Source organism: uncultured Roseobacter sp., assembly GCF_947495275.1.
Lineage (GTDB): Bacteria > Pseudomonadota > Alphaproteobacteria > Rhodobacterales > Rhodobacteraceae > Roseobacter.
Genome location: NZ_CANLYL010000008.1, coordinates 131,273 through 155,035, shown reverse-complemented (window position 1 = coordinate 155,035; position 23,763 = coordinate 131,273). Strand labels below are relative to the sequence as shown.

Annotated in this window: 23 protein-coding genes and 1 other RNA gene; 15 read left to right on the top strand and 9 right to left on the bottom strand. The window is 59.8% G+C overall.

Annotation, left to right across the window (positions count from 1 at the left end; translation table 11 throughout):
* Positions 1 to 28: 28 nt before the first annotated feature.
* The 5 genes from Q0802_RS15690 to Q0802_RS15670 all read right to left on the bottom strand — a co-directional run bounded on the left by Q0802_RS15690 (position 29) and on the right by Q0802_RS15670 (position 5,380).
* Positions 29 to 1,141, bottom strand: coding sequence for an SPFH domain-containing protein (locus tag Q0802_RS15690; protein WP_298919948.1), 1,113 nt, complete (start codon positions 1,139 to 1,141; stop codon positions 29 to 31).
* A 26-nt stretch (positions 1,142 to 1,167) separates the two neighbouring features.
* Entirely contained in the window at positions 1,168 to 2,079 is a 912-nt protein-coding gene (locus Q0802_RS15685; protein ID WP_298919947.1) for a DUF2927 domain-containing protein, read from the bottom strand.
* Between the two features lie 43 nt (positions 2,080 to 2,122).
* Positions 2,123 to 3,319: a toxic anion resistance protein gene (locus Q0802_RS15680; RefSeq protein ID WP_298919944.1), complete on the bottom strand. Its 1,197-nt coding sequence runs from the start codon at positions 3,317 to 3,319 to the stop codon at positions 2,123 to 2,125.
* A gap of 28 nt (positions 3,320 to 3,347) precedes the next feature.
* Positions 3,348 to 4,235: a 5-bromo-4-chloroindolyl phosphate hydrolysis family protein gene (locus Q0802_RS15675; protein ID WP_298919942.1), complete on the bottom strand. Its 888-nt coding sequence runs from the start codon at positions 4,233 to 4,235 to the stop codon at positions 3,348 to 3,350.
* A gap of 284 nt (positions 4,236 to 4,519) precedes the next feature.
* Positions 4,520 to 5,380, bottom strand: a complete 861-nt coding sequence (locus tag Q0802_RS15670) for a pseudouridine synthase (RefSeq protein ID WP_298919941.1) — start codon at positions 5,378 to 5,380, stop codon at positions 4,520 to 4,522.
* Between the two features lie 62 nt (positions 5,381 to 5,442).
* On the opposite strand from Q0802_RS15670, the gene Q0802_RS15665 reads away from it, so the two are divergent.
* A complete protein-coding gene (locus tag Q0802_RS15665; RefSeq protein WP_298920154.1) occupies positions 5,443 to 5,892 on the top strand; it encodes a nucleoside deaminase in 450 nt (149 codons plus the stop codon).
* A gap of 8 nt (positions 5,893 to 5,900) precedes the next feature.
* On the opposite strand, the gene Q0802_RS15660 is transcribed toward Q0802_RS15665, so the two are convergent.
* A complete protein-coding gene (locus tag Q0802_RS15660) occupies positions 5,901 to 6,590 on the bottom strand; it encodes a metal-dependent hydrolase (RefSeq protein WP_298919939.1) in 690 nt (229 codons plus the stop codon).
* 96 nt (positions 6,591 to 6,686) lie between these two features.
* Here Q0802_RS15660 and Q0802_RS15655 point away from each other — a divergent pair, with 96 nt between their 5' ends.
* From Q0802_RS15655 to rpmG, 8 genes are all read left to right on the top strand, one after another.
* Positions 6,687 to 7,337 (top strand): ceramidase domain-containing protein, encoded by a 651-nt coding sequence (locus tag Q0802_RS15655; RefSeq protein WP_298919937.1) that lies wholly within the window; start codon positions 6,687 to 6,689, stop codon positions 7,335 to 7,337.
* A 36-nt stretch (positions 7,338 to 7,373) separates the two neighbouring features.
* Entirely contained in the window at positions 7,374 to 7,661 is a 288-nt protein-coding gene (gatC, locus tag Q0802_RS15650) for an Asp-tRNA(Asn)/Glu-tRNA(Gln) amidotransferase subunit GatC (RefSeq protein WP_298919935.1), read from the top strand.
* On the top strand, positions 7,661 to 9,148 hold the full coding sequence (gene gatA, locus Q0802_RS15645) for an Asp-tRNA(Asn)/Glu-tRNA(Gln) amidotransferase subunit GatA (protein ID WP_298919933.1): 1,488 nt from the start codon (positions 7,661 to 7,663) through the stop codon (positions 9,146 to 9,148). The genes gatC and gatA overlap by 1 nt, the downstream gene beginning before the upstream one ends.
* Positions 9,149 to 9,185: 37 nt before the next feature.
* Positions 9,186 to 9,902, top strand: a complete 717-nt coding sequence (locus tag Q0802_RS15640) for a hypothetical protein (protein ID WP_298919931.1) — start codon at positions 9,186 to 9,188, stop codon at positions 9,900 to 9,902.
* Positions 9,903 to 9,907: 5 nt separating this feature from the next.
* Positions 9,908 to 10,543 carry an N-acetylmuramoyl-L-alanine amidase gene (locus Q0802_RS15635; protein WP_298919929.1) on the top strand — a complete coding sequence of 212 codons (636 nt, stop codon included), beginning with the start codon at positions 9,908 to 9,910 and terminating at the stop codon, positions 10,541 to 10,543.
* A gap of 192 nt (positions 10,544 to 10,735) precedes the next feature.
* An RNA gene (gene rnpB, locus Q0802_RS15630) (RNase P RNA component class A) lies at positions 10,736 to 11,139 on the top strand.
* Between the two features lie 382 nt (positions 11,140 to 11,521).
* Positions 11,522 to 12,703 carry an ammonium transporter gene (locus tag Q0802_RS15625; RefSeq protein WP_298919927.1) on the top strand — a complete coding sequence of 394 codons (1,182 nt, stop codon included), beginning with the start codon at positions 11,522 to 11,524 and terminating at the stop codon, positions 12,701 to 12,703.
* Positions 12,704 to 12,878: 175 nt separating this feature from the next.
* Complete coding sequence (rpmG, locus tag Q0802_RS15620; RefSeq protein WP_011454349.1) at positions 12,879 to 13,046, top strand: 50S ribosomal protein L33; 168 nt, start codon at positions 12,879 to 12,881, stop codon at positions 13,044 to 13,046.
* Between the two features lie 64 nt (positions 13,047 to 13,110).
* Here rpmG and Q0802_RS15615 read toward each other — a convergent pair whose 3' ends face one another.
* Genes Q0802_RS15615 through Q0802_RS15605 form a run of 3 tightly spaced genes read right to left on the bottom strand, consistent with a single transcriptional unit; the run spans position 13,111 to position 17,627 of the window.
* On the bottom strand, positions 13,111 to 14,757 hold the full coding sequence (locus Q0802_RS15615) for a hydantoinase B/oxoprolinase family protein (protein ID WP_298919925.1): 1,647 nt from the start codon (positions 14,755 to 14,757) through the stop codon (positions 13,111 to 13,113).
* Positions 14,754 to 16,799 (bottom strand): hydantoinase/oxoprolinase family protein, encoded by a 2,046-nt coding sequence (locus Q0802_RS15610; RefSeq protein ID WP_298919923.1) that lies wholly within the window; start codon positions 16,797 to 16,799, stop codon positions 14,754 to 14,756. Before Q0802_RS15610 ends, Q0802_RS15615 begins: the two co-directional genes overlap by 4 nt.
* Before the next feature lie 54 nt (positions 16,800 to 16,853).
* Entirely contained in the window at positions 16,854 to 17,627 is a 774-nt protein-coding gene (locus Q0802_RS15605; protein WP_298919921.1) for a hypothetical protein, read from the bottom strand.
* A 35-nt stretch (positions 17,628 to 17,662) separates the two neighbouring features.
* Between Q0802_RS15605 and Q0802_RS15600 the strand changes: the two genes are divergently transcribed.
* From Q0802_RS15600 to Q0802_RS15575, 6 genes are all read left to right on the top strand, one after another.
* Entirely contained in the window at positions 17,663 to 19,033 is a 1,371-nt protein-coding gene (locus Q0802_RS15600; RefSeq protein WP_298919919.1) for a hypothetical protein, read from the top strand.
* 149 nt (positions 19,034 to 19,182) lie between these two features.
* A complete protein-coding gene (locus Q0802_RS15595) occupies positions 19,183 to 20,460 on the top strand; it encodes an ABC transporter substrate-binding protein (protein ID WP_298919917.1) in 1,278 nt (425 codons plus the stop codon).
* Between the two features lie 49 nt (positions 20,461 to 20,509).
* Positions 20,510 to 21,436, top strand: coding sequence for a branched-chain amino acid ABC transporter permease (locus tag Q0802_RS15590; protein ID WP_298919915.1), 927 nt, complete (start codon positions 20,510 to 20,512; stop codon positions 21,434 to 21,436).
* Positions 21,433 to 22,377 (top strand): branched-chain amino acid ABC transporter permease, encoded by a 945-nt coding sequence (locus Q0802_RS15585; RefSeq protein ID WP_298919913.1) that lies wholly within the window; start codon positions 21,433 to 21,435, stop codon positions 22,375 to 22,377. Before Q0802_RS15590 ends, Q0802_RS15585 begins: the two co-directional genes overlap by 4 nt.
* Positions 22,374 to 23,072 (top strand): ABC transporter ATP-binding protein, encoded by a 699-nt coding sequence (locus Q0802_RS15580; RefSeq protein WP_298919911.1) that lies wholly within the window; start codon positions 22,374 to 22,376, stop codon positions 23,070 to 23,072. The genes Q0802_RS15585 and Q0802_RS15580 overlap by 4 nt, the downstream gene beginning before the upstream one ends.
* Positions 23,066 to 23,761, top strand: a complete 696-nt coding sequence (locus Q0802_RS15575) for an ABC transporter ATP-binding protein (RefSeq protein WP_298919909.1) — start codon at positions 23,066 to 23,068, stop codon at positions 23,759 to 23,761. The genes Q0802_RS15580 and Q0802_RS15575 overlap by 7 nt, the downstream gene beginning before the upstream one ends.
* Positions 23,762 to 23,763 lie beyond the last annotated feature (2 nt).

Below are 23,763 nucleotides of genomic sequence, written 5' to 3'. Positions count from 1 at the left end.
GCAGGTCGCGCGGAAGTTTCAATGCGTCTCAGGCCGGTGGTGGCGGGGGTGGGGGCAGGACCGTAAAAAGCTGGGCCAGTTCGGCCACATCCTCTGCGCGCATCCAGCCATCCTGACCCGGTGTCCAGACCAGCGTTTCGCGTGTGACGGCCCCATCGGTGGTCATCCGGCCCAACGCAGCTTTCGAATATGGCCCTTTGGTCGCGCCATTCTCTGCAATATGCCAGACGTGTTCGACGGGCGGCGGTGGCGGGGGCACTGCTGCGGGAGCGCCTGTTGCACGCGCGCCCCATGGTCCCTGCTGAGCTGCCGCATGTCCGATCTGCATGCCCAGACCGGCACCAAGGCCTGCCTGAATGGCCGCCGCCCCGCCGCCGTCACGGCCAAGCGCTTCGGCTGCCTGAAACTGCATGTATTCATTCAGATTGCCAATCACACCCATCGAAGAGCGCTTGTCCATGACCTCCTCGACCGCGGGCGGCAGCGATATGTTCTCTATGTAAAGCTCGGGCATGCTCAGCCCGTATTCGGCCAGCTGGGCGGCAATCTCCTTGCCCACAAGCTGACCCAGCTCGCGCGTGTTCGCCGCCATATCCAGTACGGGAATGCCCGCTCTGGCAATGGTACGCGAAAACTCCTGCACCAGAATGTTACGGATCTGGAAGCTGATCTCATCCATCGTGAATTCGCCGTCCGTTCCGACGATCTCCACAAGGAACTTGGCCGGATCACTGACCTTGATGGAATAGGTGCCGAAGGCGCGCAGCCGCACCGGGCCAAACTCCGGATCCCGGCAGATAATGGGATTTTTCGTGCCCCATTTCAGATCGTTGAACCGTGTCGTGTTGACGTAATAAATCTCGGATTTGAACGGGCTTCTGAAACCGTGATCCCAATGCTGCAGCGTGGTCATGATCGGCATGTTGTTGGTTTCAAGCATGTAAAGGCCGGGCGTGAAGACATCCGCCAGTTGCCCTTCATGCACAAAAACCGCTGCCTGACCTTCGCGCACTGTCAGTTTGGCGCCATATTTGATCTCGTGGCCTTCGCGCTCAAACCGCCATACCATCGTGTCGCGGGTGTTGTCCGTCCAATGAATGACGTCGATGAATTCACCAGAGAGAAAGTCGAATATACCCATAATATCAGTCCTTTACCTTCGCGGCCCTAAAGAGGCCCGCTTTTGAGTTCGCGCGCGATGATCCGTGTGATAGGGGCGGCTTCGGTCGCCGTCATGCCGGCCTTGAGGCGGGGGTCATAGAGCATTTTCAGCAGCAGCTCATCGTGCCGGGTAAGCAGGGCAAATTCGTCATCATCGTTGAAGATGGAGGGCCGCGCATCCCGGCTATCATTGGCCAGACCAAGGCCCTGTGCCAGTTCTTCGTGAATACAGCTGAGACGCAACAGGCTGGGGTTCTCGGCGCGGATCACGGCAACAGCTGCGGTGTAGGTATTGTCTTTTGATCCCGCGGCATAGGCGGCGACAGCGCAATAGGTGTCACGCGACAGGCTGCGCAGGGCGTTGAGACTATCGCGCGAAATGCCGGGCACGCGGTCAGCGGCAGCGTCAAGCGCCTCTGCGCGGTCATCCTCACTGGCAACGATTACAATGAAGTTTGGATTGCCAAAGTTGCTGATGGGATGGCCGGTGATCTGACCCAATCTGCGCGCGTAGCTGCGAATGGCTGCCATGTCATCAGAGCGCTGGGAGGGCGGTACACTTGGCCCAAAGATCAGGCCCATCCGGACCGGGGAAGCCCATTTCCGCAATGGGCTTTCGCCGCCGCGGCCCTGTAACGCATTTGCATATTCATTGAAAAACACGATGCGCTCAAAGTTCCGCGCCAGCATATCGGCGGTGAACGGTGTATCCGGCCCGCCCGCGTCTTCGCGCAGCAAGCCCTGGCTGAGTTGCGCCGATTGCACCTGCACCAGATAGCTGCGTAAGGCAGCACTTTCTTCGGAGGTGGGGCGCAATTGCGTCTCAACCGGTCGGACCGGGCGTGCGCGGGGCGTGGCAACGGAGGTGGGTTGCGGGACAAGATCGCAAGCAACAAGAGCTGCTCCTGCAATAGCCATCGCGCCCCAGCGCAGAAAATCCCGTTGCCTTACCATCCGCTGATCAGCCCGGCACGGCGGTGCCAGAGGTATCGCCAACGCCATCGCCCCGGGCCTTTGCCGATGCAAGTGTGTCGCGCAATTTGGTTTCCATCTGCTGCAATTCGGTTTCCGCCGCCGCGCGCCGGGCTTTGCCTTCATCCGCGATTTGCAGAGATTCCTCGATGGTTCCGATCAGATCAGCATTGGCCTGTTTGACCGCTTCGATGTCAAAGACCCCGCGTTCCATCTCTTCGCGCACGATCTTGTTGCTTTCGCGCAGGTTCTTGGCGTTTGCGGTCAACAACTCGTTGGTCAGGTCATTGGCCTGGCGCACCGCCTTGGCCGCTTCGGCGGAACGTTGAATGGTGACCGCCTGTGCCAGTTGCGTCTCCCAGAGAGGGACCGTGTTCACCAGTGTCGAATTGATCTTGGTTACCAACGATTTGTCGTTTTCCTGAACCAGCCGGATCGAGGGCAAGGATTGCATCGTCACTTGACGGGTCAGCTTGAGATCATGCACCCGGCGTTCCAGATCGTCTCTTGCCGCACGCAAATCGCGCAACTCCTGCGCAACCATGACCTGATCAGCTTCCTCTGCCTGATCCACCTCGGCGGCCTTGGCCGGAATGATTGTTTCGTCAAGCTGGCGCAGCTTTTCTTCGCCTGCCGAAATATAGAGCGCGAGTTCATCATAAAACTGCAACGTCTTGTCATAAAGCATGTCGAGCGATTTGATGTCTTTGAGCAGCGTGTGTTCGTGCTTGAGCAACTCGTCCGTGATGCGGTCGATCTGTCCCTGAACCTCTTCGAATTTGGCGGTGAACTTTGCAAATGGCGCGGCCTTGCCCATCAGCTTTTCCCAGAAACTGCGATCCCGTCGAACGTCCAGTTCCGAGATTGAAAAGCCCCGGATGGTGGTGACAATATTGCGCAGTGAATCGCCGGCTGGTCCGACATCCTTGTTACGCACACCGCCTAACATGGCCTGCGAGATTTCCTGCAACTCGACCTGTGCCCGCGACCCGAAGGAGACAATTGACTGCGTATCAGCCATATCAATTTCTGCGATCCTTTTGGAGATTTCGGCGCCCACGGGTTCATCTGCCTGCGACAGGGGGACGATGGCATTTGCATCGGCAGGCTCCGGCAGCACCACGGCGGTCACTTCCTCCACCAATTTCAGGCTTTCGGCGGCTTTTTCGCGGGTCGTTTCAGTCATGTTGTCAGGTCCTTTCTAATCGGCGGCATCACTCCAGACGCACACCTTCGCGTTGCAGTCGGTCCCGAAGAACCTCAATTTCTATGGCCAAATCGTTGTTGTCATCCAGCAGCAATTTTTTGGTGCGGTTCGAGAAATTTTGTTCCAGGTCATCCAGCAGTGACAGAAAGTCGGCCTTTGCCTTGCTGTCTTGTGTCCGCGCGTAGATGTCAGAGAATTTCACCGTCGCGTCACGCGCACCCAGCAGGTAGACGCCCAGGTATTTGCGCGCCGCCGTGAGATCGCGGGGATCTTCTTCCACGGTGCGGATCATATTGCGCACGACCGTTTGGAACTGCTCCATCCTGGAGGACACTTTACGGTCACCGGCGCGCCTGAGGGCGTCATCCATACCTGCCAGATGGGCTTCAGCTTCGTCCACAACCCGTGCCACACGGTCCTGTTGAAAGGTGTCGATCCCTTCCATGCCCTTGTCCGAAAGCGGGTCAATGCCAAAGGCGGCGATGTGCAAGCCACAGGCAGCCGCGCCAAAAACGACCGCGGCAACAATACCGCCGTCATGGCTGAGGGCAGCAAGGGCTGTGCCCAGACCAGCAAGGCAGGCTGCCAGAATTTTTCGGGGCATTGCAGGACGGCGCGCCACCTTCCGATCCAGATAGGCGGCCTGGGCAACCAATCCGCCACGTAACAACCACGCGCCCAAGCTCAGAATGCCGGCACCCACCAATCCAACAGCGAGGCCCAGTGCGTCTTGTGTCAACGACATGAAGACCAAGATGACCGCAGGGAGGAACATCAGGTTCGCGCGCGCGCCAACAGGGTCGACAGAGGCCCCTGTGTAGGTTCCCCGCGGGACCGTGGTTTCAGATTTCGAGCTGCCGTCGGGGCTGTATTTGCCGCCGTATCTTTGCGCCATCGGTTCTACAGCCCGCCCAATACGCCAGCGGCGACACCGGTCATCAACAGGATCAAGGCCAGATAGGTGATTTTCTGGAAGGTCGTTGGCGTCATGTCTCCCCCGGTTCGAGTTGCAGCGAATATATGCTCATGCGCTGCAGCTTACTAGTTTTCTACGCCGCAAACAGAGGCTTGCACGCTCTGCGCGACTTTTTTCCGTTTTTTTCGCGGTTGAACTATTATCTGAGGCTGCATTGTTTCCGATGCGAGGGGGAGAAAATTCGCAAAAACGTCACATTCGGATCAGCGTTGCTTTCGGGATGGGCGCTTGCTGGTCGGTTTCTGGCGTGGATGACCAGGCCCCGGTTTGCGCTTTCGGGCTACATTCGTTGGTTTCTTTTGGGCGGTTCCCGAGGGGTCCTCTAGTTCAAGCCCCAGTTGGTCCCGCACCAGTTTGCGCCGAACTTCTTCCACCTCGCCGGATTTGAGATCGCCAAGCTGAAAGGGGCCATAGCTGATGCGAATCAACCGGTTAACGGAAAGATCAACAGCTGCCATCGCACGGCGGATTTCGCGGTTACGGCCTTCGCGCAACCCGATGGTCAGCCAGGCGTTTGCGCCCTGTTGGCGATCAAGCGTCACGCTCATCGGCTGGAAGTTCTCACCGTCAACGGTGATGCCTTTGCGCAGGGGTTCCAGTTGATCATCAGTGGGGCGTCCATTGACGCGCACGCGGTAACGCCGCAACCAGCCGGTTGAGGGCAGTTCCAGCTTGCGTTTCACACCGCCGTCGTTTGTCAGCAGCAACAGCCCTTCGGAATTGAGATCAAGCCGCCCGACGCTCATGACACGCGGCAGGTCATCGGGCAGCACCGAATAAATCGTGTCGCGCCCTTTTTCATCGTGATCGGTGCTCACAAGACCCGTTGGTTTGTGAAATAGCCACAGGCGCGGCGGCTCGGGTGCCGCGATGTCCTGACCGTCAACCGTGATGCGATCCTTCTGCGTGACGTTCAACGCCGGTGATGTGATCTGATTGCCGTTGACCGCAACACGCCCGGCTTCGATCATCCGTTCGGCTTCGCGGCGGCTGGCGACGCCGGCGCGGCTGAGGACCTTGGCAATGCGGTCGCCTGCTGGCGCATTTGATGTGGGACTGGACATGCGCTTGCCTTAACCTGTTTGCGGGGCTTGCGAAAGAGCCCGGTTTGCGGGCAATTGGCGGCATGGAATTCAATTCACATATGCAGCAGGCTCTGTCGGAAGCGCGTGCGGCGGCCAAGCGGGGCGAGGTGCCGGTTGGCGCGGTTGTGGTGGATGCATCTGGCCATGTCATTGCAGCAGAAGGTAACCGGACACGGGCCCTGAATGATCCAACCGCCCATGCGGAAGTCCTGGCGATAAGGGCGGCCGGTGCAGCTATGGGATCGGAGCGGCTGACCGGTTGTGCGCTCTACGTTACGCTGGAGCCCTGCGCGATGTGTGCTGCTGCGATTGCGGCAGCGCGGATCGCGCGACTTTATTATGGCGCGAGCGATCCGAAATCCGGCGGTGTCGCACAGGGAGCGCGGGTGTTCTCGCATCCCCAATGTCATCACGTGCCTGAGATTTTCGATGGAATCGCGGCAGAAGAATCGCAAGCCTATCTGCGGGCGTTTTTTTCGGCCAAACGTTGATAGAGCTATCAGAAAGACAAAGGCTGCATCACCTCGGGTTCGATTACATTGACCGACGGCAGGGCGTCGATGAGCTCTTTGGCGGATTGTTCCAAAAGTTCGAAAGTCCGGTAGTGACAGGGAATGATCGTCTTGAAGTCAAAGTATTTTTCAGCGGCATAGGCCGCGCCTGCCATATCCATGGTGAAATGCCCGCCTGCGCTCAGGATGCCGATATCGGGTTTGTAATAGTCTGCGATCCATTCCATATCGGCCATGATCCCAGTGTCCCCAGAGACGTAGATCGTGTGCCCTTCCGCACGCAGAATGAATCCTGCTTCGCGCCCTACCGGCGCTGCCGGTGCGCTGGAAAAGGTCGTCGAATGCATCGCAGGCACCATCGAGACGGCAACATCGCCCAATTTCACAGTACCGCCCATGTTGAATCCGATAACGCTAAGGCCATTCGTTTCCTCGAAATAGCTCATCAGATCGTAGATGCCGACAACCGGTGCCGCCAGCGATTTGGACAGCGTTACAACATCCGCCGTGTGGTCAAAGTGACCGTGCGTTATGAGGATATGGGTGGCTTCATCTGTGGCTGCGGCGTGCTGGTTCTCCGCGAGCATCGGGTTGCCGGTCAGCCAGGGGTCGATCAGCAATACCTGATCCGCGATCTCAATCCGAAAACTACCATGCCCCAACCAAGTGATCTGCATTGAACCTCTCCTAATCTGTCATAGGTGAACACTAACGGGCTTTCTGTGAAGCGGGGAGCCCTTCGTCGAATTTCCTGATCTCGGAGAGATATTGCATTGGACTGGATGCGTTACATTGACGGTTATTGCGAACGCATGGGGCCGGAATATTGGGCTGAGCCGGTAAACGCGCTCACCAATCTGGCCTTTATCGTCTCGGCGCTCTGGATGTGGCGGCGCAGCCGCGGCGTCGCACCCGCCCGGCTGCTCTGCGCTTTGCTTTTCATCATCGGGCTGGGCAGTTTTCTGTTTCATACCCATGCGCAGGTCTGGGCGGCCATGGCCGATACGGTGCCGATCCTGTTGTTCATCCTGCTTTATATCTTTGTGATTAACAAAGATGTGGTGGGCCTGTCCGGCTGGCGTGCCGCAGCGGCGACAGCCCTGTTTTTCCCCTATGCCGCAATCATGGTGCCGCTCTTTCAGCGCCTACCGCATCTTGGCGGTTCGGCAGGCTATGCGCCGGTGCCGCTGCTGATCCTGATCTACGGGCTCTTTTTGCGCAGACATGCGCCGGAAGTCGCGCGCGGATTTTTCATCGGGGCGGGCATTCTCATCGTGTCGCTGATGTTCAGGACGCTGGATGCGCCGCTCTGTGATGCCCTGCCGCGTGGCACGCATTTTGCCTGGCACATCCTCAATGCGCTGATGCTGGGGTGGATGATCGCGGTTTACCTGCGCGCAAGGCTTGGCAAGACCCCGTCATAAGGATAAACGGCGCGGCAAGCAGATGAGGAAAAGCCCATGTCAATTGACGAGACAACAGCGGCCCGTGTGGCCAAGCTGGCCCGGATCAAGGTTGAACCCGATGCGCTGCCCGCGCTGGCGGGTGAATTCAACACCATTCTGGGCTTCATCGAACAGTTGAACGAAGTGGATATCGACGGGGTGGAGCCGATGACCTCGGTGACCCCGCAGATGTTGAAACGCCGCGTTGATCAGGTGCGTGACGGTGACCAGCAGGCAAAGGTTCTGTCGAATGCGCCGGACGCGCGTGAAGGGTTTTTTGCCGTGCCGAAGGTGGTTGAATAATGACCAAGCTGAACGAACTTTCCTTAAGTGCGGCACGCGATGCGTTGCGCGCGGGCGAGACCACTTCCAAAGATATCACCGAAGCCTGTCTGACAGCCATTGATGGTGCCGATGTGCTCAACGCCTTTGTGCATCACACGCCGGAACTGGCGATGGAGCGCGCCGCCGCTGCCGATGCGCGGATTGCGTCAGGCGATGCCCCAGCCATGTGCGGATTGCCCGTTGGCATAAAAGACCTCTTTTGCACCAAGGGTGTGCCATCGCAGGCCGGATCGCGCATTCTGCAAGGGTTTCTGCCAGAGTACGAATCCACGGTGAGCCAGAACCTCGCCGATGCCGGGGCCGTAATGCTGGGCAAGCTTAACATGGACGAATTCGCCATGGGCAGCAGTAATGAAACCTCCGTTTATGGCAATGCGGTCAACCCCTGGCGGCGCGGCAACGATGACGCGCCATTGACCCCGGGCGGGTCGTCTGGTGGTTCTGCCGCTGCGGTTGCGGCGGATCTTTGTCTGGCGGCAACCGGCACGGATACCGGCGGGTCGATCCGGCAACCGGCGGCCTTCACCGGGACGGTGGGGATCAAGCCGACCTACGGGCGCTGTTCGCGCTGGGGCATCGTTGCCTTTGCCTCCTCGCTCGATCAGGCCGGTCCGATGACCAAATCCGTTCGCGACGCCGCCATCATGCTGGAAGCCATGTGCAGTCATGACCCTAAGGACAGCACCTCCGCCGATATCCCCGTGCCCGATTTCGAGGCGGCGCTGACGGGTGATATCCGTGGCAAGAAAATCGGTATCCCCAAGGAATACCGTATGGACGGCATGCCGGGTGAGATCGAAACCCTCTGGTCCGAAGGCATCGCCATGATAAAGGATGCAGGCGCGGAGATTGTCGATATCTCGCTGCCGCACACGAAATACGCTTTGCCTGCCTACTATGTGATCGCACCTGCCGAAGCCTCCTCGAACCTCGCGCGCTATGACGGGGTGCGCTACGGCCACCGCGCCAAGCTGGACCAGGGCGATGGCATCACCGAGATGTACGAAAAGACGCGGGCCGAAGGGTTCGGGCCGGAAGTGCAGCGGCGCGTGATGATCGGCACCTATGTGTTGTCCGCTGGTTTTTATGACGCCTACTACAATCGCGCGCGCCGGGTTCGGACGTTGATCAAGCGCGATTTTGAGCAGGTCTTTGCGGAAGGTATCGAAGCGATCCTGACACCTGCCACGCCCTCTGCGGCCTTCGGTCTGGGTGAGATGACCGATGCGGACCCCGTTGCGATGTATCTCAACGATGTCTTTACGGTCACGGTGAACCTGGCCGGTTTGCCGGGCATTGCGGTCCCGACTGGGCTAGACAAACAAGGTCTGCCCCTGGGTCTGCAATTGATTGGCCGCCCCTGGCAGGAAGGCGATTTGCTGAACACCGCGCATGTGCTGGAAACGGCGGCGGGCTTTGTGGCCAAGCCGGTGAAATGGTGGTAATCTGGCGCGCAACAATCAACAGCAGGCAAATTTCTCGATGATACAGCGTGCCTTCTTTGCAGGTCTTTTCCTTGCAACCCTTTCCGCCTGTGCGCCGCAGGTGCCTGACAGCGGACAGGGCGTCGGGTTCGACAATTCGCTGGAGGCACAACGCCAGCGCGAGGCTGCCTTGGCGCAGGGTGGTTACCGCGTGCCGGATACGGTTTTGCCGCCAGAAGGGTCCGCCGAGGCGACGGCTGCCGAAACCACGCGTATCCTTGAAGCCACCCGCCCAGGTGCCGCAGATAGTGCGGCGTTGAATTCGGGCGTCGCTCCGGTTCAGGCCAGCCCCGCCAATCCGACCCCGGCAACCGTTGGAAACGCCGGCATTTCGGACGAGAATAACTTTGATGCCGTGGCCGAGCGACAGACCATTGAAAGCGATGCCGAACGCATCGCAAATAACGCCGCACAATACGAAGTGGTCCAGCCCGAGGCCCTGCCGGAGCGGACCGGGGATGACCAACCCAATATCGTGGCATTCGCGCTCTCGACCAAACATCCCAAGGGCCAAAGCGTCTATGCGCGCGCGGGATTTGGCGGCGAAGACCGCGCGCGGCGCAATTGTGCGGCCTATGCCTCGCCGGATCAGGCTCAGATCGACTTTCTGGCACGGGGCGGGCCTGCGCGTGACCGCAAGGGCATTGATCCCGATGGTGATGGCTACGCCTGTGGCTGGGATCCGGCACCCTTTCGCAAGGCCACCCAAGGCTGACGCCCATGCGCGTCCTGCAACATCCCTCACCGAACTTCGGGCCGCGGCGCAACGGTCAAACGCCTTGCGTTGTTGTGATCCACTATACTGCCATGCAAAGTGCGGGGGCGGCGATCACGCGGCTTTGTGATCCGGATGCGGAGGTCTCTGCCCATTACCTGATCGCCATGAGCGGAGAGATCACCCAACTCGTGCAAGAAGATCAGCGCGCCTGGCACGCGGGCGCGGGGCAATGGCGCGGGCAGGCGGATGTGAATTCGCGGTCCATCGGAATCGAGCTTGATAACGCGGGCACGCATCCCTTCTCTGAGCCGCAGATGGCGGCGCTTGAATTTCTGCTCAAGGGCATCATGCGGCGTTGGCCCATTCACCCAGACGACGTTATCGGCCATTCGGATATGGCACCGGGCCGAAAAATCGACCCCGGATCAAGGTTTGACTGGGCGCGTCTGGCGCGTCAGGGGTTGGCGGGACCTGTTGAGGCTGCCGGGAATGGTGATTTTCTAGCGGCCGCCAGCGATGCAGGTTTTTCGGCCGATGTGCCAGCGGCGACCCTGCTGCAAGCCACCCGATTGCGTTTTGCCCCGTGGCGCAGTGGCCCGCTGACCGAAGAGGACTGCGCCTTGTGCCACCGTGTCTGAACGTGCACCAGCAAAACAATAAAGCGTTTTCGACTTTACCTTGAGATATCGAAGATCGCTTTTCGCGTTCGACCGAAGGAAGAGGCAGCGAACAAGCGATCCAAACTTAAGTCGAAACGCTATAGCACCACCGAAAATCAATGGCACAGCCGCATTGACGCGCGCCGCAATTGCGCGCATGACGTTGCGCGCGCGGAAGGCCGGATGGCCGCTTTGTCGGGGCAACCCGATGGGGAGGAAAGTCCGGACTCCAAAAAGCAACGGTGCCGGGTAACGCCCGGGCGGGGCAACCCGACGGAAAGCGCCACAGAAATGAAACCACCTGCCATCAGGTCGGGCAACCGAAACCGATGACGGGAAAGGGTGAAACGGTGGAGTAAGAGCCCACCGCGGGGCTGGCAACAGTCCCGGCAAGGCAAGCCCCACCGGGAGCAATGCCAAATAGGGATCGCGTGTCGCAAGACAGGGCCGCTTTTGCCCCAGCAGATCCGGGTTGGCAGCTAGAGCCTACCGGGCAACCGGGTGGCGAGATGAATGGTCATCGAACCGGGGGCGACTCCGGGGAACAGAATCCGGCTTACAGGCCTTCCGCGCACCTGCCTGTTCGCGATCCTATTTGGCGGTATAGGTGACGCCTTTGCCGCGCTCTTTGGTGACTTTGTGCTGGTTGCCGCTCACTTCCCAGAGTTGGAAATCGGTATTCTTGCTGTCGTTATCAGCGTCCGGCAGAAAGGTCCGCCGCGCCAGGCCCAGGCGCCTTTCAGGGCCTTGCCGCCGAAATCACCGGCCACTTACCGTTTTCTTGGCGGTAACGCATTCTGCCTAATTTTTGGACAATGCCGCCGGATCGCCGCCTAAATTCGAGGCGATAGAAGGATCGCCCGTATTTTGAGCATAATTTCAGGCGCGTGCCCTTTCTTTTGGCACTCCTTTCGGCCACCCCGCTGAAAACTGCACAAAAGGGGAGGCTTCAGAGCCATGAACGGAGCAGATACCGCGTGGATTATTGTTGCGACAGCATTGGTCCTATTCATGACATTACCGGGGCTTGCCCTGTTTTATGGCGGGCTGGTGCGCGCGCGCAACGTGCTCAGCGTGTTCATGCAGTGTTTTTCGATTGCCTGTTTGATGAGCATCCTGTGGCTTGTCGCGGGCTATTCGATCGCATTTGGCGATGGAAATGCCTATTGGGGCGGCTTGGGCAAAATGTTCCTGTCGGGTGTGGACGCGCAAACGCTATCCGGAACCATTCCTGAAGTTCTATTCTTTGCCTTCCAGATGACCTTCGCGATAATCACGCCCGCTCTGATCGTAGGCGCCTATGTCGAGCGCATCGGTTACGCCTTTGTCCTGCTGTTCTCCAGCCTCTGGATGTTGATCTGCTACGCGCCGGTTGCGCATTGGATCTGGGGCGGCGGGTTGCTGGCCGGTGCGGAATGGTCGCTCTTTTCCGACGGTGTGAACGATTTTGCCGGTGGCATCGTCGTGCACCAGACCGCCGGGATTGCGGCACTCGTTCTGGCCGCCATGTTGGGGCCGCGCAAACGTAAAACCGTGCCGCCCCACAACCCCGGCATGGTGATGATCGGGGCCGCGATGCTTTGGGTCGGCTGGTTCGGGTTCAATGGCGGGTCGCAACTGGCCGCGGATGGCGGGGCAGCGATGGCCCTGACGGTCACCCATATTTCCGCAGCGGCTGCCTCGCTGACGTGGGCGGGGTGGGAGAAGTTCCGCTATGGCAAGGCTTCACTGGTGGGCATGGTCACTGGCACCATCGCCGGGTTGGCCTCGATCACGCCAGCGTCCGGATCGGTGGGCCCGGTAGAAGCGCTCTTTATCGGCTCCGTCGCCGGGATCATGTGCCAGGAGTTGTGCGGCATTGTGAAAAACGTGTTCAAGATCGACGACACGCTCGATGTTTTTGCCGTACACGGCGTTGGCGGCATGTTCGGCATCATCATGCTGGCGGTCTTTGGACATGCAAGCTGGGTGGCGCAATTGGGTGGGCTGGCCGTGGTCGGTTTCTGGACGCTGCTCACGACCGCAATCATCATTCTTGTGGTCAAAATGATCGTCCCGCTGCGGGTTGATGAGGAGGACGAGACCAACGGTCTGGATCTCAGCGCCCATGGGGAGCGCGCCTACGACATGACGTCGTAGCAAGCCGCAATCAGGGGCCGGAGGCAGATGCGCTCCGGCCTTTTTTGCGCCTTGCGGGTTCTGAGGCGGAAATTGCGCCTTTTGCAGTTGACTCAAGATCACATCCGGGTAAAAGCCGGATTTCAGGATTTCAAGCAGCCCCTCACCGGAGCCGGGCAGCATCAGGAGACTAAACATGGCCAAGCCAACCACGATCAAGATTCGTCTGAACTCCTCGGCGGGGACAGGCCATTTCTACGTCACAAAGAAAAACGCCCGCACCATGACCGAAAAAATGGTTGTGCGGAAATACGACCCCGTTGCGCGCAAGCACGTGGAGTACAAAGAAGGCAAGATCAAGTAAGATCGTCCCGACTTTGCTGATTGGAAAGCCGTGCATGCTGCGCGGCTTTTTGCATTTTACCGGCTCACGTGCGCCCCAGACGCTTGTCCTCTGCGATCAACGCAGGGTCGCGGTCTTCGGCGCGCCCATACCCGCCGCCTCCCGGGGTTCGGACCCTCACGCGGTCCCCGGCCTGCAAGGGGATGTCCTGCTCTTTGGAGAGATGTTCGGGAATATATTTCTCGCCGCCACGCCAGACCTCTACTTCATTGGGCGCACCATCCGCACCCCCCAGCGCGCCTTGCGGCCCAAAGCGCCCGTGATCCATCACGAAACTGGCGCGCGCCTCGCCACGGCGCAGTTCGATCTCGTAATCCAGACCAAGCCCGCCGCGATGCTGGCCCGCGCCACCTGATCCTTCGCGCAGCGCATAGCGACGGTAGAGCACGGGAAAGTTCTGTTCCATGATCTCCACAGGTGGTGCCTTGGAAATCCCGATGGTGGAGCATCCATTGGCCAGCCCGTCGTGATCGGCATTCCCGCCGTAGCCGCCCCCTGACAGTTGATACATCACATAGTCGCGCGCGCTGACCGGGTCGTGCCCGCCAAGGGCGAAATTCCCGCTGGTGCCAGCGGGGGCGGCGGTGACGCGGGCGGGCAGGGCTTCGACCAGTGCCGCAAACACCGCCTCCGCGATGCGTTGGCTGACCTCGGCGGCACAGCCGGAGACCGGTCGCGGATACCGCGCATCAAGGAAAGTGCCGACGGGCCGGATCACCTCCAGCGGCTCGAACGCGCCTGCACTCATCGGCACTTCGGGGAAGATGTGGCGCATGGCGAGATAGACCGAAGACAGGGTGGTCGCCAGCACCGAATTCATCGGACCCAGACAGGGCGGGCTGCTTTGTGAGAAATCGAATTGCAGGTGGCCGGGCGTTTTCGTGATTCGCAGCCTGATGGCCAGCGGCTCGTTGACCACACCGTCGCTGTCGATCCAGGCCACGGAACTGTACAGGCCATCGGGGATTTCGTCGATCAACCGGCGCATCTGGCGCGCGGCCCGTTCCCGCAACTCGGCAATCGCCGCGCGCACGACGGTATCACCATAGCGATCCAGCAGCGCGTTCAGGCGGTCCTCGCCCACTTTCAAGGCGGCGGCCTGAGCCTTGACGTCCCCGATCCTCTGATCGGCCACCCGGATGTTGGAGTAGATGATGCTGTAGATCTCCCGGTCCATGACGCCCTGTTTGAAAAGCCGCACGGGCGGCAGGCGCAACCCTTCCTGTTCGACCGCCGTGGCGGAGGCGGAAAATCCGCCCGGCACGGAACCGCCGGTGTCGGGCCAGTGACCTGTATTGGACAGCCAGCAAAAAATCTCGCCATGCCGGTAAAAGGGCCGGGCAAACCGCACATCCATAAGGTGGGTGCCGCCGAGGTAGGGATCGTTCACGATATAGACATCATCGGGTTTTGGCGCGGCGACAGCGCCGGAATTGATCATCTCGATCAGAGTGCGGGTCGAATATTGCATTGTGCCGACAAAGACCGGCAGCCCGCCGGCACCTTGGGCGATCAGCGCGCCATCTTCGGCGGCATATATTCCGTCGGACCGGTCATTGGCCTCGGCAATCACCGGTGAGAAGGCCGCGCGCGAAAAGCTGAGGTCCATTTCATCGCAAACCTGCTGCAACCCGGCCTGAATGACCGACAGGGTAATGGGATCAATGCTCATGCCGCCCCTCCGATATGGATCACGAGGTTGCCATCCGCACCACCGTCTGCCCTGTCTCCGGGCGGGATCAGAATGGTGCAATCGGACTGCTCGATCAGCGCAGGCCCTTCAAGCGAGACATCTTCGGGCAAGTGATCGCGCCAGTAAACCGGGGTGTCGTGGGGCGCGCCGTCAAAAATCACCGCTCGCGTCGTGGTGGGTTGGGCGATGGGCTTCCGGCCTTCCGGCGCGATCAGTTTTTCCAGATCAAGCGGTTCGCAATGACCAATCACCGAGCAATTCAATGACACGATACGAGCATTGATTTCGGTCAGTTCGACCTTGAACCGATCCCAATAGACCTTCTCGAACCGGGCACGTAGCTCCGGACGGCTCGGGGTGGCAGCGTCAAGCGGGACGCGCACCACATGGCTTTGCCCGACGAACTGCATATCGACACTGAAATCACATCGGGTCTCAAGGATCGCGATTTTTTCCTGTGCAAGGGCCGCGTTGCCCAATGCCACCTGTTGCGCGAAAATCTCGTGCACTTTGTCCATATCCGCCGTGTCCAACGGCTGGTTGACCGTCTGAACGTAGTCGTGCCGCAGATCGGCCACGACGCACCCCAGCGCATTGGTCAGACCCGGACGCGCGGGGATGATCACGCGCGGCACGCCCAGTTCGCGCGCCAGTGCTGCGGCATGCAGTGGCCCCGCGCCGCCAAAGGCAAAGAGCGCGAAATCCCGCGGATCGGCCCCCAGCGACAGCGAGACCATGCGTATGGCTCCGGACATCTTGGCGTTTGCAACCTGAATGACGGCTTCAGCTGCGGTGAGGGCATCGACACCCAAGGGTGCCCCTAGTTCCGTTGCGAAAACCCGCGCGATTGCCTTCTGATCAACGCCGCCGTCAATCGCGTTCAGTTTCTCCGGGTTGAGCCGTCCCAGCAGCAGGTTGGCATCCGAAATCGTCGGTCGCATGCCGCCTTTTCCGTAACACATGGGGCCGGGGGTCGCACCGGCACTTTCGGGCCCAACCTCCAGCAGCCCGGCGGCGTTGACCCTTGCAATGGACCCGCCCCCGGCGCCAACCGTGCGCACGTCAACCATGGGCACATGGATCGGCATGGCGTATTCAACTTCGATCTCGTTTGAGACAGGCGGGTGACCGTCGCGGATCAGGGCCACATCCGTCGATGTGCCCCCCATGTCATAGGTCAGCAGGTTCAATTCGCCCGCCCGCCTGCCGGTGTAGGCGGCGGCCATCACGCCGGATGCGGGGCCTGACATGACCGTTTTTGCAGCTTCGCGCGCGACCAGACGGGACGAGACCATGCCGCCGTTGCCGTTCATCACCAGCACATCACCGTCATATCCCTGACGGCCCAATTCGTCGCGCAAACGGGTCAGATAGCGCTCCAGCAAAGGCTGAACGGAGGCATTGACCGCAGCGGTGACACCGCGTTCGTATTCGCGCGTTTCCGACAGCAAGCTGTGCCCGGTCGTGATATAGGTATTGGGCCAAAGTTCTGCGGCAATCTGGGCGGCGCGCAGTTCATGCGCGGGGTTCGCATAGGCGTGCAGGAAATGGATCACCAGAGCTTCGCACCCTGCGTCCAGCAGGTTGGCGATGGCGGTGCGCAAGGCAGGCTCATCAAGGGGCGTCAGCACGTTGCCTTGCGCGTCCATGCGTTCGGGTACTTCCAGGCGCAGATCGCGCGGGATGATCGGCGTGAATTGCCCTTTCATGCCATAGGGTTGCGGACGTGTCCTGCGCCCCAGTTCCAGCACATCCCGAAATCCCGCTGTGGTGATCAGCCCGGTTTTGGACAGCTTGCGTTCAAGCACAGCGTTGGTTGTGGTCGTTGTGCCATGCACGATCAGATCGACCTGTGTCAGATCTGCCTGAGCCTCGGCAAGGGCCTTTAGGACGCCATAGGCCTGATTGTCCAGCGTGGTGGGCGTTTTGGCGATGCGCAGGCTACCTGTCGTGTCATCGAGCATCACCAGATCGGTAAAAGTCCCTCCGACATCGATCCCGATTATTCCGCCGCGTGTCAAATTGAACCCTCATGAGAGATTGCTTGTATGCAAGTAAAGCGCTGGCCTCTTGACCTAGTCAACAACAATCGTGGCGGTGGCCGTGACCGGCACGTCATCGACCACATAGGCGCGGTGATCATTGGTGTTCAGCGTGACGCGGATTTCATGTGATCCCTTTGGCAAGGCGCCAATGTGGGCTTGGGGCGCATATAACCGCCCAAGTTTCATCCCGCCGACATAGAGATGCCCGTGCCCCACGCCGGGGACATGGTAAAGACCCACGAGGTCCTCGGAGAAGGTAAAATCAACTGCGTTGATCCGCACGGTCCAGCCGTCACCGTCTGGTAAGACGGACACCGTGATTTCAGGCGCGGGCTCGCCGTCCCCCACAACGCAGATGTCACCTGCCCCGAACAAACCGACTTCGGTGGCCGCTCCGGTTTTGGCGGGGTCGGACATGCGGGCCTTCAGGCTGATCGTTCCGGCGTTTTGGAATGTCAGTTCCAGCGGGATGAGTGCGCCGTCGACAACGCTGCCCGAAGGCATGGCGAGCTGAATATGCGCGCCGTCCAGCGCCAGAGACGACAGGCCCGACGGGACCGGCAAGCCTGCGGCGTCGACAGGGCTATAAAGCGTGGCGCTACCCGTTGGGCTTGCAACACCCATCAGCCGGTCGGGGCCGCCGCCGTTGTCGATGCTCAGCACCACGGCGGCTGTATCGGCGGTCAATGGCCGCACCACCGTTTGCGTGATCCGCATATCCGCCGCGGGATCTTGCTGCGCGAACACCGCCCAGAGAGCGGCACAGATAAGCGCGACAAAGACAATTATGCGCAGGCCTTTCATTAGGGCGGATCCCGTTTATTAATGCGCCTATGAGAGTGCGGATATTTCTGTTTTGCGTCAAGTTGATGGTCTGCGCGCCCGGGATCGCTAATGCACATGTGTCCGAGCAGGGCTTCGTTCTGCTGCTGCCGACGGGCATCTATACCTTCGCCGGGGTTTCGGTTGTCGCGCTGACCGTGCTGGCGCTTTTTGCCCTGCCACCGGGTGCCGTCAGATGGTTATTCACCTATCGCTCCGTCCACGCATGGAAGTGTCCGGCATGCAGACATGTGACCAGTCTGCTGTCCTTTTGTTTCTTTGCCTTCCTGATTTACCTGGGCCTTTTTGGCTCGCGAAATCCCCTCTCCAATCTGATGCCGCTGACGTTCTGGACGGTCGGTTGGGTTGCGCTGGTCAGCCTGTCCGGCGTTTTCGGCAATATCTGGTTGTGGCTTAATCCATGGAGCGGCATCTACCGCCTGATCGGCCCTCAGCGTCCGCTGATGACCCTGCCACAACATCTGGACCTGTGGCCATGTCTGGCCCTTCTGGTGGGGTTTGCCGCCTTTCTGCTTGCAGATATTGCACCGGATGACCCGACGCGGCTGGCACGTTTTGCAGCCGCTTATTGGGCTGTGACGATGCTGGGCGTGCTGGTCTTTGGCCCAAATTGGCTGATGCAATGCGAAGTGGGTCACGCGATTTTCCATGCCTATGCGCGTCTGGCCCTCGTCAGGGTGCAGGCCCCGGCGGGGGTTGGCGGGCCGGGATGGCAGGTCCATCAGGCGGGTGATTACCGGCTTGCGGGCCTGTTTGCGCTTTTACTGCTGGGCGTCGGCAGTTTTGACGGCATCAACGAAACCTTCTGGTGGCTCGGCAAGATTGGCGTCAACCCGTTGGAGTTTCCGGGCAGATCAGCGGTGGTCTGGCCCACACTGACCGGGCTGATTGCCGCCATCACTGCGCTTGTTGCCGTTTTCGCAGGCACCGTCTGGTTGGGCATGAAAATGGGTGGTTGCGGCGTCAAATTCACTACTGCCTTTTCCTGCCTTGCCCTCAGTGTCCTGCCGATTGCACTGGTCTATCACATTGCACATTACCTCACGGCGTTTCTGGTCAACATCCAGTATACCGTCGCGGCGCTCAGCGATCCCTTTGCGACCGGTGCAGATTGGCTGGGTATTCAGCCTTTTCGGGTGACCACCGGGTTTTTCAATCAGATAGACAGTGTCCGCATGATCTGGCTTACGCAGGCCGGGCTGGTTGTGCTGGGTCACGTTTGGTCCGTTCTGCTGTCGCACCACATTGCGCTGACGCTATTCAACTCTCACCGCCGCGCGGTCCTTGCCACGCTGCCATTGTCGCTTTTCATGATCGCCTACACGTTTCTGGGCCTCTGGTTGCTGGCCGCGCCAAAAGGGGCTTGAACCGGTCGACGAAACCGCGTCCAAGCCGTGTATGAAATAAATTTCTGGACAAGTTGCATGTATGCAAACAATCATTGGGCGCAGGAAATACGAGGCCCTGAGATGAATGTGGTCCGACACAAATGCCGCCAACCGGGAGAGTTGAGACAATGCCAAAACTGATGACAAGCCGACGTAGTTTACTCAAGGGTGCCGCCGCGGGCGGTTTGCTGACAGCCTCCCCGCTGGTAGCGCGATTTGCCAGCGCGCAATCATCTGCACCCATCAAGATCGGCTTCCAACAGCACGCGACCGGCATTGGTGCCGCCTACGGGCGTTGGTACGGGCGCACGACGGATGCGGCGGTCAAAGCCATCAATGAGGCCGGCGGCATCAACGGACGCCCGGTGGAAATTATCGCCGAAGACGATGGCACCGACCCCAAGCGCGGTGCCGAAGTGGTTGAGAAATTTGCCAATCAGCATGGTACGGACGTGGCTTTTGGCACGCTTTTCAGCCATGTGGTCTACGGCTCCGCGCCGGCTGCGGGCGAGCAGAAGATGCCCTATTTCGTGGTGTCCGAAGGGCATCACGTGGCCTCGGGCAAGCTCAACCGTTATACGCTGCAACCCGGCATTACGGATGTGAAAAGTCAGGTTCAGGCCATGGCACCCTACGTCAGCGAGAACCTTGGCAAGAAGGTCACGATGATCTTTCCCGATTTTGCCTTTGGCCATGATCACCGCGATTTCTTTACCGCCGCGATTGAAGCACAGGGAGGTGAAGTGCTTGAGCATATCGCGATCCCGCCAACCGAGACATCCTTCACGAAATACTTCCCCAAAATCCCGCGCGACACGGAAGTGCTCTATCATGTGATGGTGGGCCCGGCGGTCCTGACCTTTGTGAAGGAACTGGGCGAGTTTTTCGGCCCCTCCAGCCCTGAAATCTTTGGCTTCATCGACTCGCTGGAAGCGGTTGATCTCAGCTCGCCCGGTCTCGAGTTTCTGGAAGGCACCTATTTCTGGGAGGGCAACCCGCGGTATGCGCAAGCGGATCAGACCAGCTTTGACAAGAATTTCCGCGCCGCTGTAGGTGTTGACGAGAACGGGGCATCCGTTTCAGACCCTGCCGATGTCTCCACCTATGCCCATATGTTTGGCTGTTGGGAGACCCTGCATGTGATCAAGGCTGGTATGGAAGCCGCCGATTATCAGGGCCCGCAGGACCGCCAGAAACTGATTGAGGCGGTCGAAGCCATGTCCGACATGGCCGAAAGCGACGCGCATCCGCAAGGCCCGAAGGTCTTCAACGGCAAGACCCATCAGGTCTTTGGCAAGCAATACATCAGCCGTGTGGAAGGTGGAAAACTGCTGCGCGTGCATGCAACCTCCATCGAAGACACGCTGTACCCTGACGAGGTCGACTACACCACAATGACGTTCTGAAGGAAAATCGCGGCAGGGCGGGCTGTGCCTTCGCTGCCGCGTCGCGCGCATGGAATTTGGTCCCCATCTCCTACTTGCCACGCTGGAGGGCGCTGTCGGTGCGGCGGTGCTGGCATTGACCGCTCTGGGGCTGTCTCTGGTCTTTGGGGTCATGCGCGTGGTCAATGTCGCCCATGGCGAATTCTACATGCTGGGGGCCGTTGTCGCCTGGTTTGTGGCCAGCACTCTGGGCAGCGCGCCCGCCACCGGGTTTGTCGCCGCACTACTGATCGCGCCGGTATGCGCGGCGGTTGTTGCTATGGCAGCAGACAGGCTGGTGCTCAAACGGCTACACTATGACCCCGAAGCGACAATTGTTGCGACCATTGGCATTCTCTACATCATGCAACAGACAGCGCTGATGGGTTTTGGCCCCGAAGCGCGCCCCGTAGCACCGCCCTTCAACACAAGGATCGCCCTGCCGTGGGTGGAATGGGGGGAAAACGGTCTGGCGCTTTTCTACCCCTGGGGGCTGAGCACCACGTCCTACAAACTTTTCGTCATTGCAGCCGCTGCCGCCATCCTGATCGGTTTTGCCCTGTTTCTGTCACGCTCGCGGTTCGGGTTGATCATGCGGGCCACGCAACTTGATCGGGAAACGGCTCTGGCTTTTGGCATTCCTGTGGAACGGGTCTATTCACTGGTCTTCGGGCTGGGCGCGGCACTGGCCGCCTTTGCTGCCGTTCTGATCGTGCCGATACAGCAGGCGCATTACCTGATGGGCGCGGACCCGTTGCTGCTCAGCTTCATCGTTGTGATCATTGGCGGATTGGGCTCGTTGCGCGGCACGGTGGTTGCGGCCCTGCTGATCGGCATGTCGGACGGCATCATCTCGGTTTTCTTCAGCCCGACGCTTGCCAAAATCCTCGCCACATTGCTGGTCGCCCTTGTGCTCGTTTTTCGGCCGCAGGGGTTATACGGAAAGAAACGCGCATGAGCCTGTCTGCCCGGTCCATCGCGCTGCACATGAGCCTGATTGCGATCCTGTTTATCTTGTGTTTCACGCTGTCGGATTATCATCAGGGCAATCTGGCGCGCATTCTGGTGCTGGCAACCTACGCCATCGGTTACAACGTCCTGTTCGGTTACACGGGTCTGCTCAGTCTAGGCCACGCGATGTTTTTCGCCGCCGGTCTTTACGGGTTGGGGTTGCCGATGCATCTGGCAGGCCTTGCACCGCTTCCGGCTTTTGTAATCGGGGTTCTCTGCGCGGCCCTGCTGTCGGCACTGGTGGCGCTGCTGGCACTCCGGACCATTGGAGTGGCCTTCATGATCGTCACGCTGATGTTTGCGCAATGCGTTTTCCTGAGCATCCTCTATTTCGGCACATGGACACGCGGCGATGAGGGGTTTGTCATTCCGCAAGCCGCGCGCCAGATCATGGGGCTCGACCTGACGGACCCGACCACCCGCTATCTGGCGGCGCTGCTGCTGTTTTCGACGGCTCTGCTGATCACTGCACGGATCATGCAGCAGCGCTTTGGCCATGTGCTGATTGCCGTGCGCGAAAACGAAGAGCGCACGCAGATGCTGGGCTATGATGTCTTCCGGCACAAGTTTCTGGCGGTCGTGATCTCCGGCAGTATCTCTGGTGCTGCGGGGGCCGCCTATGGTCTGCTCTTTGGCTATGTGGGGGCCACTTTCGCGTCCGTACAATATTCGATTTTTCCTTTGCTTTGGGTGCTCCTTGGCGGAGCCGGGACAACGATTGGCCCGTTGGTGGGGGCGGTCTTCATGTTCTATCTGATTGACTATTCAAGCGGGTTTACCAATGCCTATATGCTGATCGCGGGCGTCGCACTGGTGCTGCTGGTGCTTTTCGCCCGCTCGGGCATCATGGGCGAAATACGCAAACGCTGGGTGCCGTGGTTGCCATGACTGTGCTGGAAACCAAAAACCTGACACGCCATTTCGGCGGTCTGACGGCGGTGGATGCGGTGGATTTCACATTACAAAAGGGCGGCATTCACGCGCTGATTGGCCCCAATGGTGCGGGTAAAAGCACTTTTGTCGGCATGGTCTCGGGCCGCATTCCCGCCAGCGCTGGCGAAGTCTGGTTCAACGGGCGCGATATCAGCGGCTGGCCTGCGCATAAACGCATGCGGCTCGGAATGGCTTATACGTTCCAGATCACCGCGATCTATGCACGCCTCAGCCTTTTTGAAAACATTGCTCTGGCACAAGGCACACGGGACCGTGCCGCCGCAACAAAAGCCCTCGCCCGGGTGGCTCTGGCTGACCGCATTGACCAGGTCGCGGGCGATCTGTCCTACGGGCATCAGCGGTTGCTGGAAATTGCCATGGGTGTCGCGCAGGCCCCGCGATTGCTGATCCTTGATGAGCCGACACAGGGGCTCTCGGAAAGCGAGATTGCCGGTTTCAACACGCTTATCCGCAGTCTTGCAGGCGACACCACAATCCTGCTGATCGAGCACAACATGGATGTGGTGATGTCTCTGGCCGATGAGATTACGGTTTTGCAGCGCGGCGCGGTTCTGGCCACGGGCACCCCGGATGAGATCAGCGCCAACCGGCATGTGCAGGACGCTTATCTAGGGCGGGAGACATGTTGAAACTGGCGGGCGTCGGCGCGGGATACGGACCGGTTCAGGTGCTCTACGATTTCGATCTGGAAGCCCGTGCGGGAGAGGTTTTATGTCTGTTGGGCCGTAACGGTGCCGGAAAAACCACAACGCTGAAGGCGATCATGGGGTTGTTGCCGCTGTCTGGCGGCACGGTCACCCTGAACGGGGCCGACATCACTGCGCTGCCCGCCCATGAGGTGCCAAAGCGCGGCATTGGCTATGTGCCGCAGGGGCGGCGGCTCTTTTCGGAACTGACCGTTTCGGAAAACATCGAAATCGGATTGATGGCACGCGGCAACGGAAGGGCCACTAGGGCGCGCGTGCTGGAGATGTTTCCTCGTTTAAGCGAGCGTCTCGACCAGCGCGCGGAAACCCTGTCGGGTGGCGAACAGCAGATGCTGGCCACCGCCCGTGCTCTTTGTCTTGAGCCTTCGGTGCTGCTGTTGGATGAACCTACCGAAGGGTTGCAACCGTCCATGATCCAGCTCATCCGCGAAACGGTCGAGGCCATGCGCGCACAAGGTGTCGCGATTGTCCTTGTGGAGCAGCGTATTGAGGCGGTCCTGACGCTGTCGGACCGGGTAGCCTTCATCGAAAATGGCCATAGCAGGGAGGTGGTTGATACAAGTGACCTGACCGCCGCCTCACCGCTTTTGAAGAAATACGTGGGTGTCTGAAA

Excerpts from the sequence above, each read along its gene's own strand:
- Q0802_RS15690 (WP_298919948.1), bottom strand. The coding sequence starts at position 1,141 with ATGGGTATATTCGACTTTCTCTCTGGTGAATTCATCGACGTCATTCAT.
- Q0802_RS15685 (WP_298919947.1), bottom strand. The coding sequence starts at position 2,079 with ATGGCTATTGCAGGAGCAGCTCTTGTTGCTTGCGATCTTGTCCCGCAA.
- Q0802_RS15680 (WP_298919944.1), bottom strand. The coding sequence starts at position 3,319 with ATGACTGAAACGACCCGCGAAAAAGCCGCCGAAAGCCTGAAATTGGTG.
- Q0802_RS15675 (WP_298919942.1), bottom strand. The coding sequence starts at position 4,235 with ATGGCGCAAAGATACGGCGGCAAATACAGCCCCGACGGCAGCTCGAAA.
- Q0802_RS15670 (WP_298919941.1), bottom strand. The coding sequence starts at position 5,380 with ATGTCCAGTCCCACATCAAATGCGCCAGCAGGCGACCGCATTGCCAAG.
- Q0802_RS15665 (WP_298920154.1), top strand. The coding sequence starts at position 5,443 with ATGGAATTCAATTCACATATGCAGCAGGCTCTGTCGGAAGCGCGTGCG.
- Q0802_RS15660 (WP_298919939.1), bottom strand. The coding sequence starts at position 6,590 with ATGCAGATCACTTGGTTGGGGCATGGTAGTTTTCGGATTGAGATCGCG.
- gatC (WP_298919935.1), top strand. The coding sequence starts at position 7,374 with ATGTCAATTGACGAGACAACAGCGGCCCGTGTGGCCAAGCTGGCCCGG.
- gatA (WP_298919933.1), top strand. The coding sequence starts at position 7,661 with ATGACCAAGCTGAACGAACTTTCCTTAAGTGCGGCACGCGATGCGTTG.
- Q0802_RS15640 (WP_298919931.1), top strand. The coding sequence starts at position 9,186 with ATGATACAGCGTGCCTTCTTTGCAGGTCTTTTCCTTGCAACCCTTTCC.
- Q0802_RS15635 (WP_298919929.1), top strand. The coding sequence starts at position 9,908 with ATGCGCGTCCTGCAACATCCCTCACCGAACTTCGGGCCGCGGCGCAAC.
- Q0802_RS15625 (WP_298919927.1), top strand. The coding sequence starts at position 11,522 with ATGAACGGAGCAGATACCGCGTGGATTATTGTTGCGACAGCATTGGTC.
- rpmG (WP_011454349.1), top strand. The coding sequence starts at position 12,879 with ATGGCCAAGCCAACCACGATCAAGATTCGTCTGAACTCCTCGGCGGGG.
- Q0802_RS15615 (WP_298919925.1), bottom strand. The coding sequence starts at position 14,757 with ATGAGCATTGATCCCATTACCCTGTCGGTCATTCAGGCCGGGTTGCAG.
- Q0802_RS15605 (WP_298919921.1), bottom strand. The coding sequence starts at position 17,627 with ATGAAAGGCCTGCGCATAATTGTCTTTGTCGCGCTTATCTGTGCCGCT.
- Q0802_RS15595 (WP_298919917.1), top strand. The coding sequence starts at position 19,183 with ATGCCAAAACTGATGACAAGCCGACGTAGTTTACTCAAGGGTGCCGCC.
- Q0802_RS15590 (WP_298919915.1), top strand. The coding sequence starts at position 20,510 with ATGGAATTTGGTCCCCATCTCCTACTTGCCACGCTGGAGGGCGCTGTC.
- Q0802_RS15585 (WP_298919913.1), top strand. The coding sequence starts at position 21,433 with ATGAGCCTGTCTGCCCGGTCCATCGCGCTGCACATGAGCCTGATTGCG.
- Q0802_RS15580 (WP_298919911.1), top strand. The coding sequence starts at position 22,374 with ATGACTGTGCTGGAAACCAAAAACCTGACACGCCATTTCGGCGGTCTG.
- Q0802_RS15575 (WP_298919909.1), top strand. The coding sequence starts at position 23,066 with ATGTTGAAACTGGCGGGCGTCGGCGCGGGATACGGACCGGTTCAGGTG.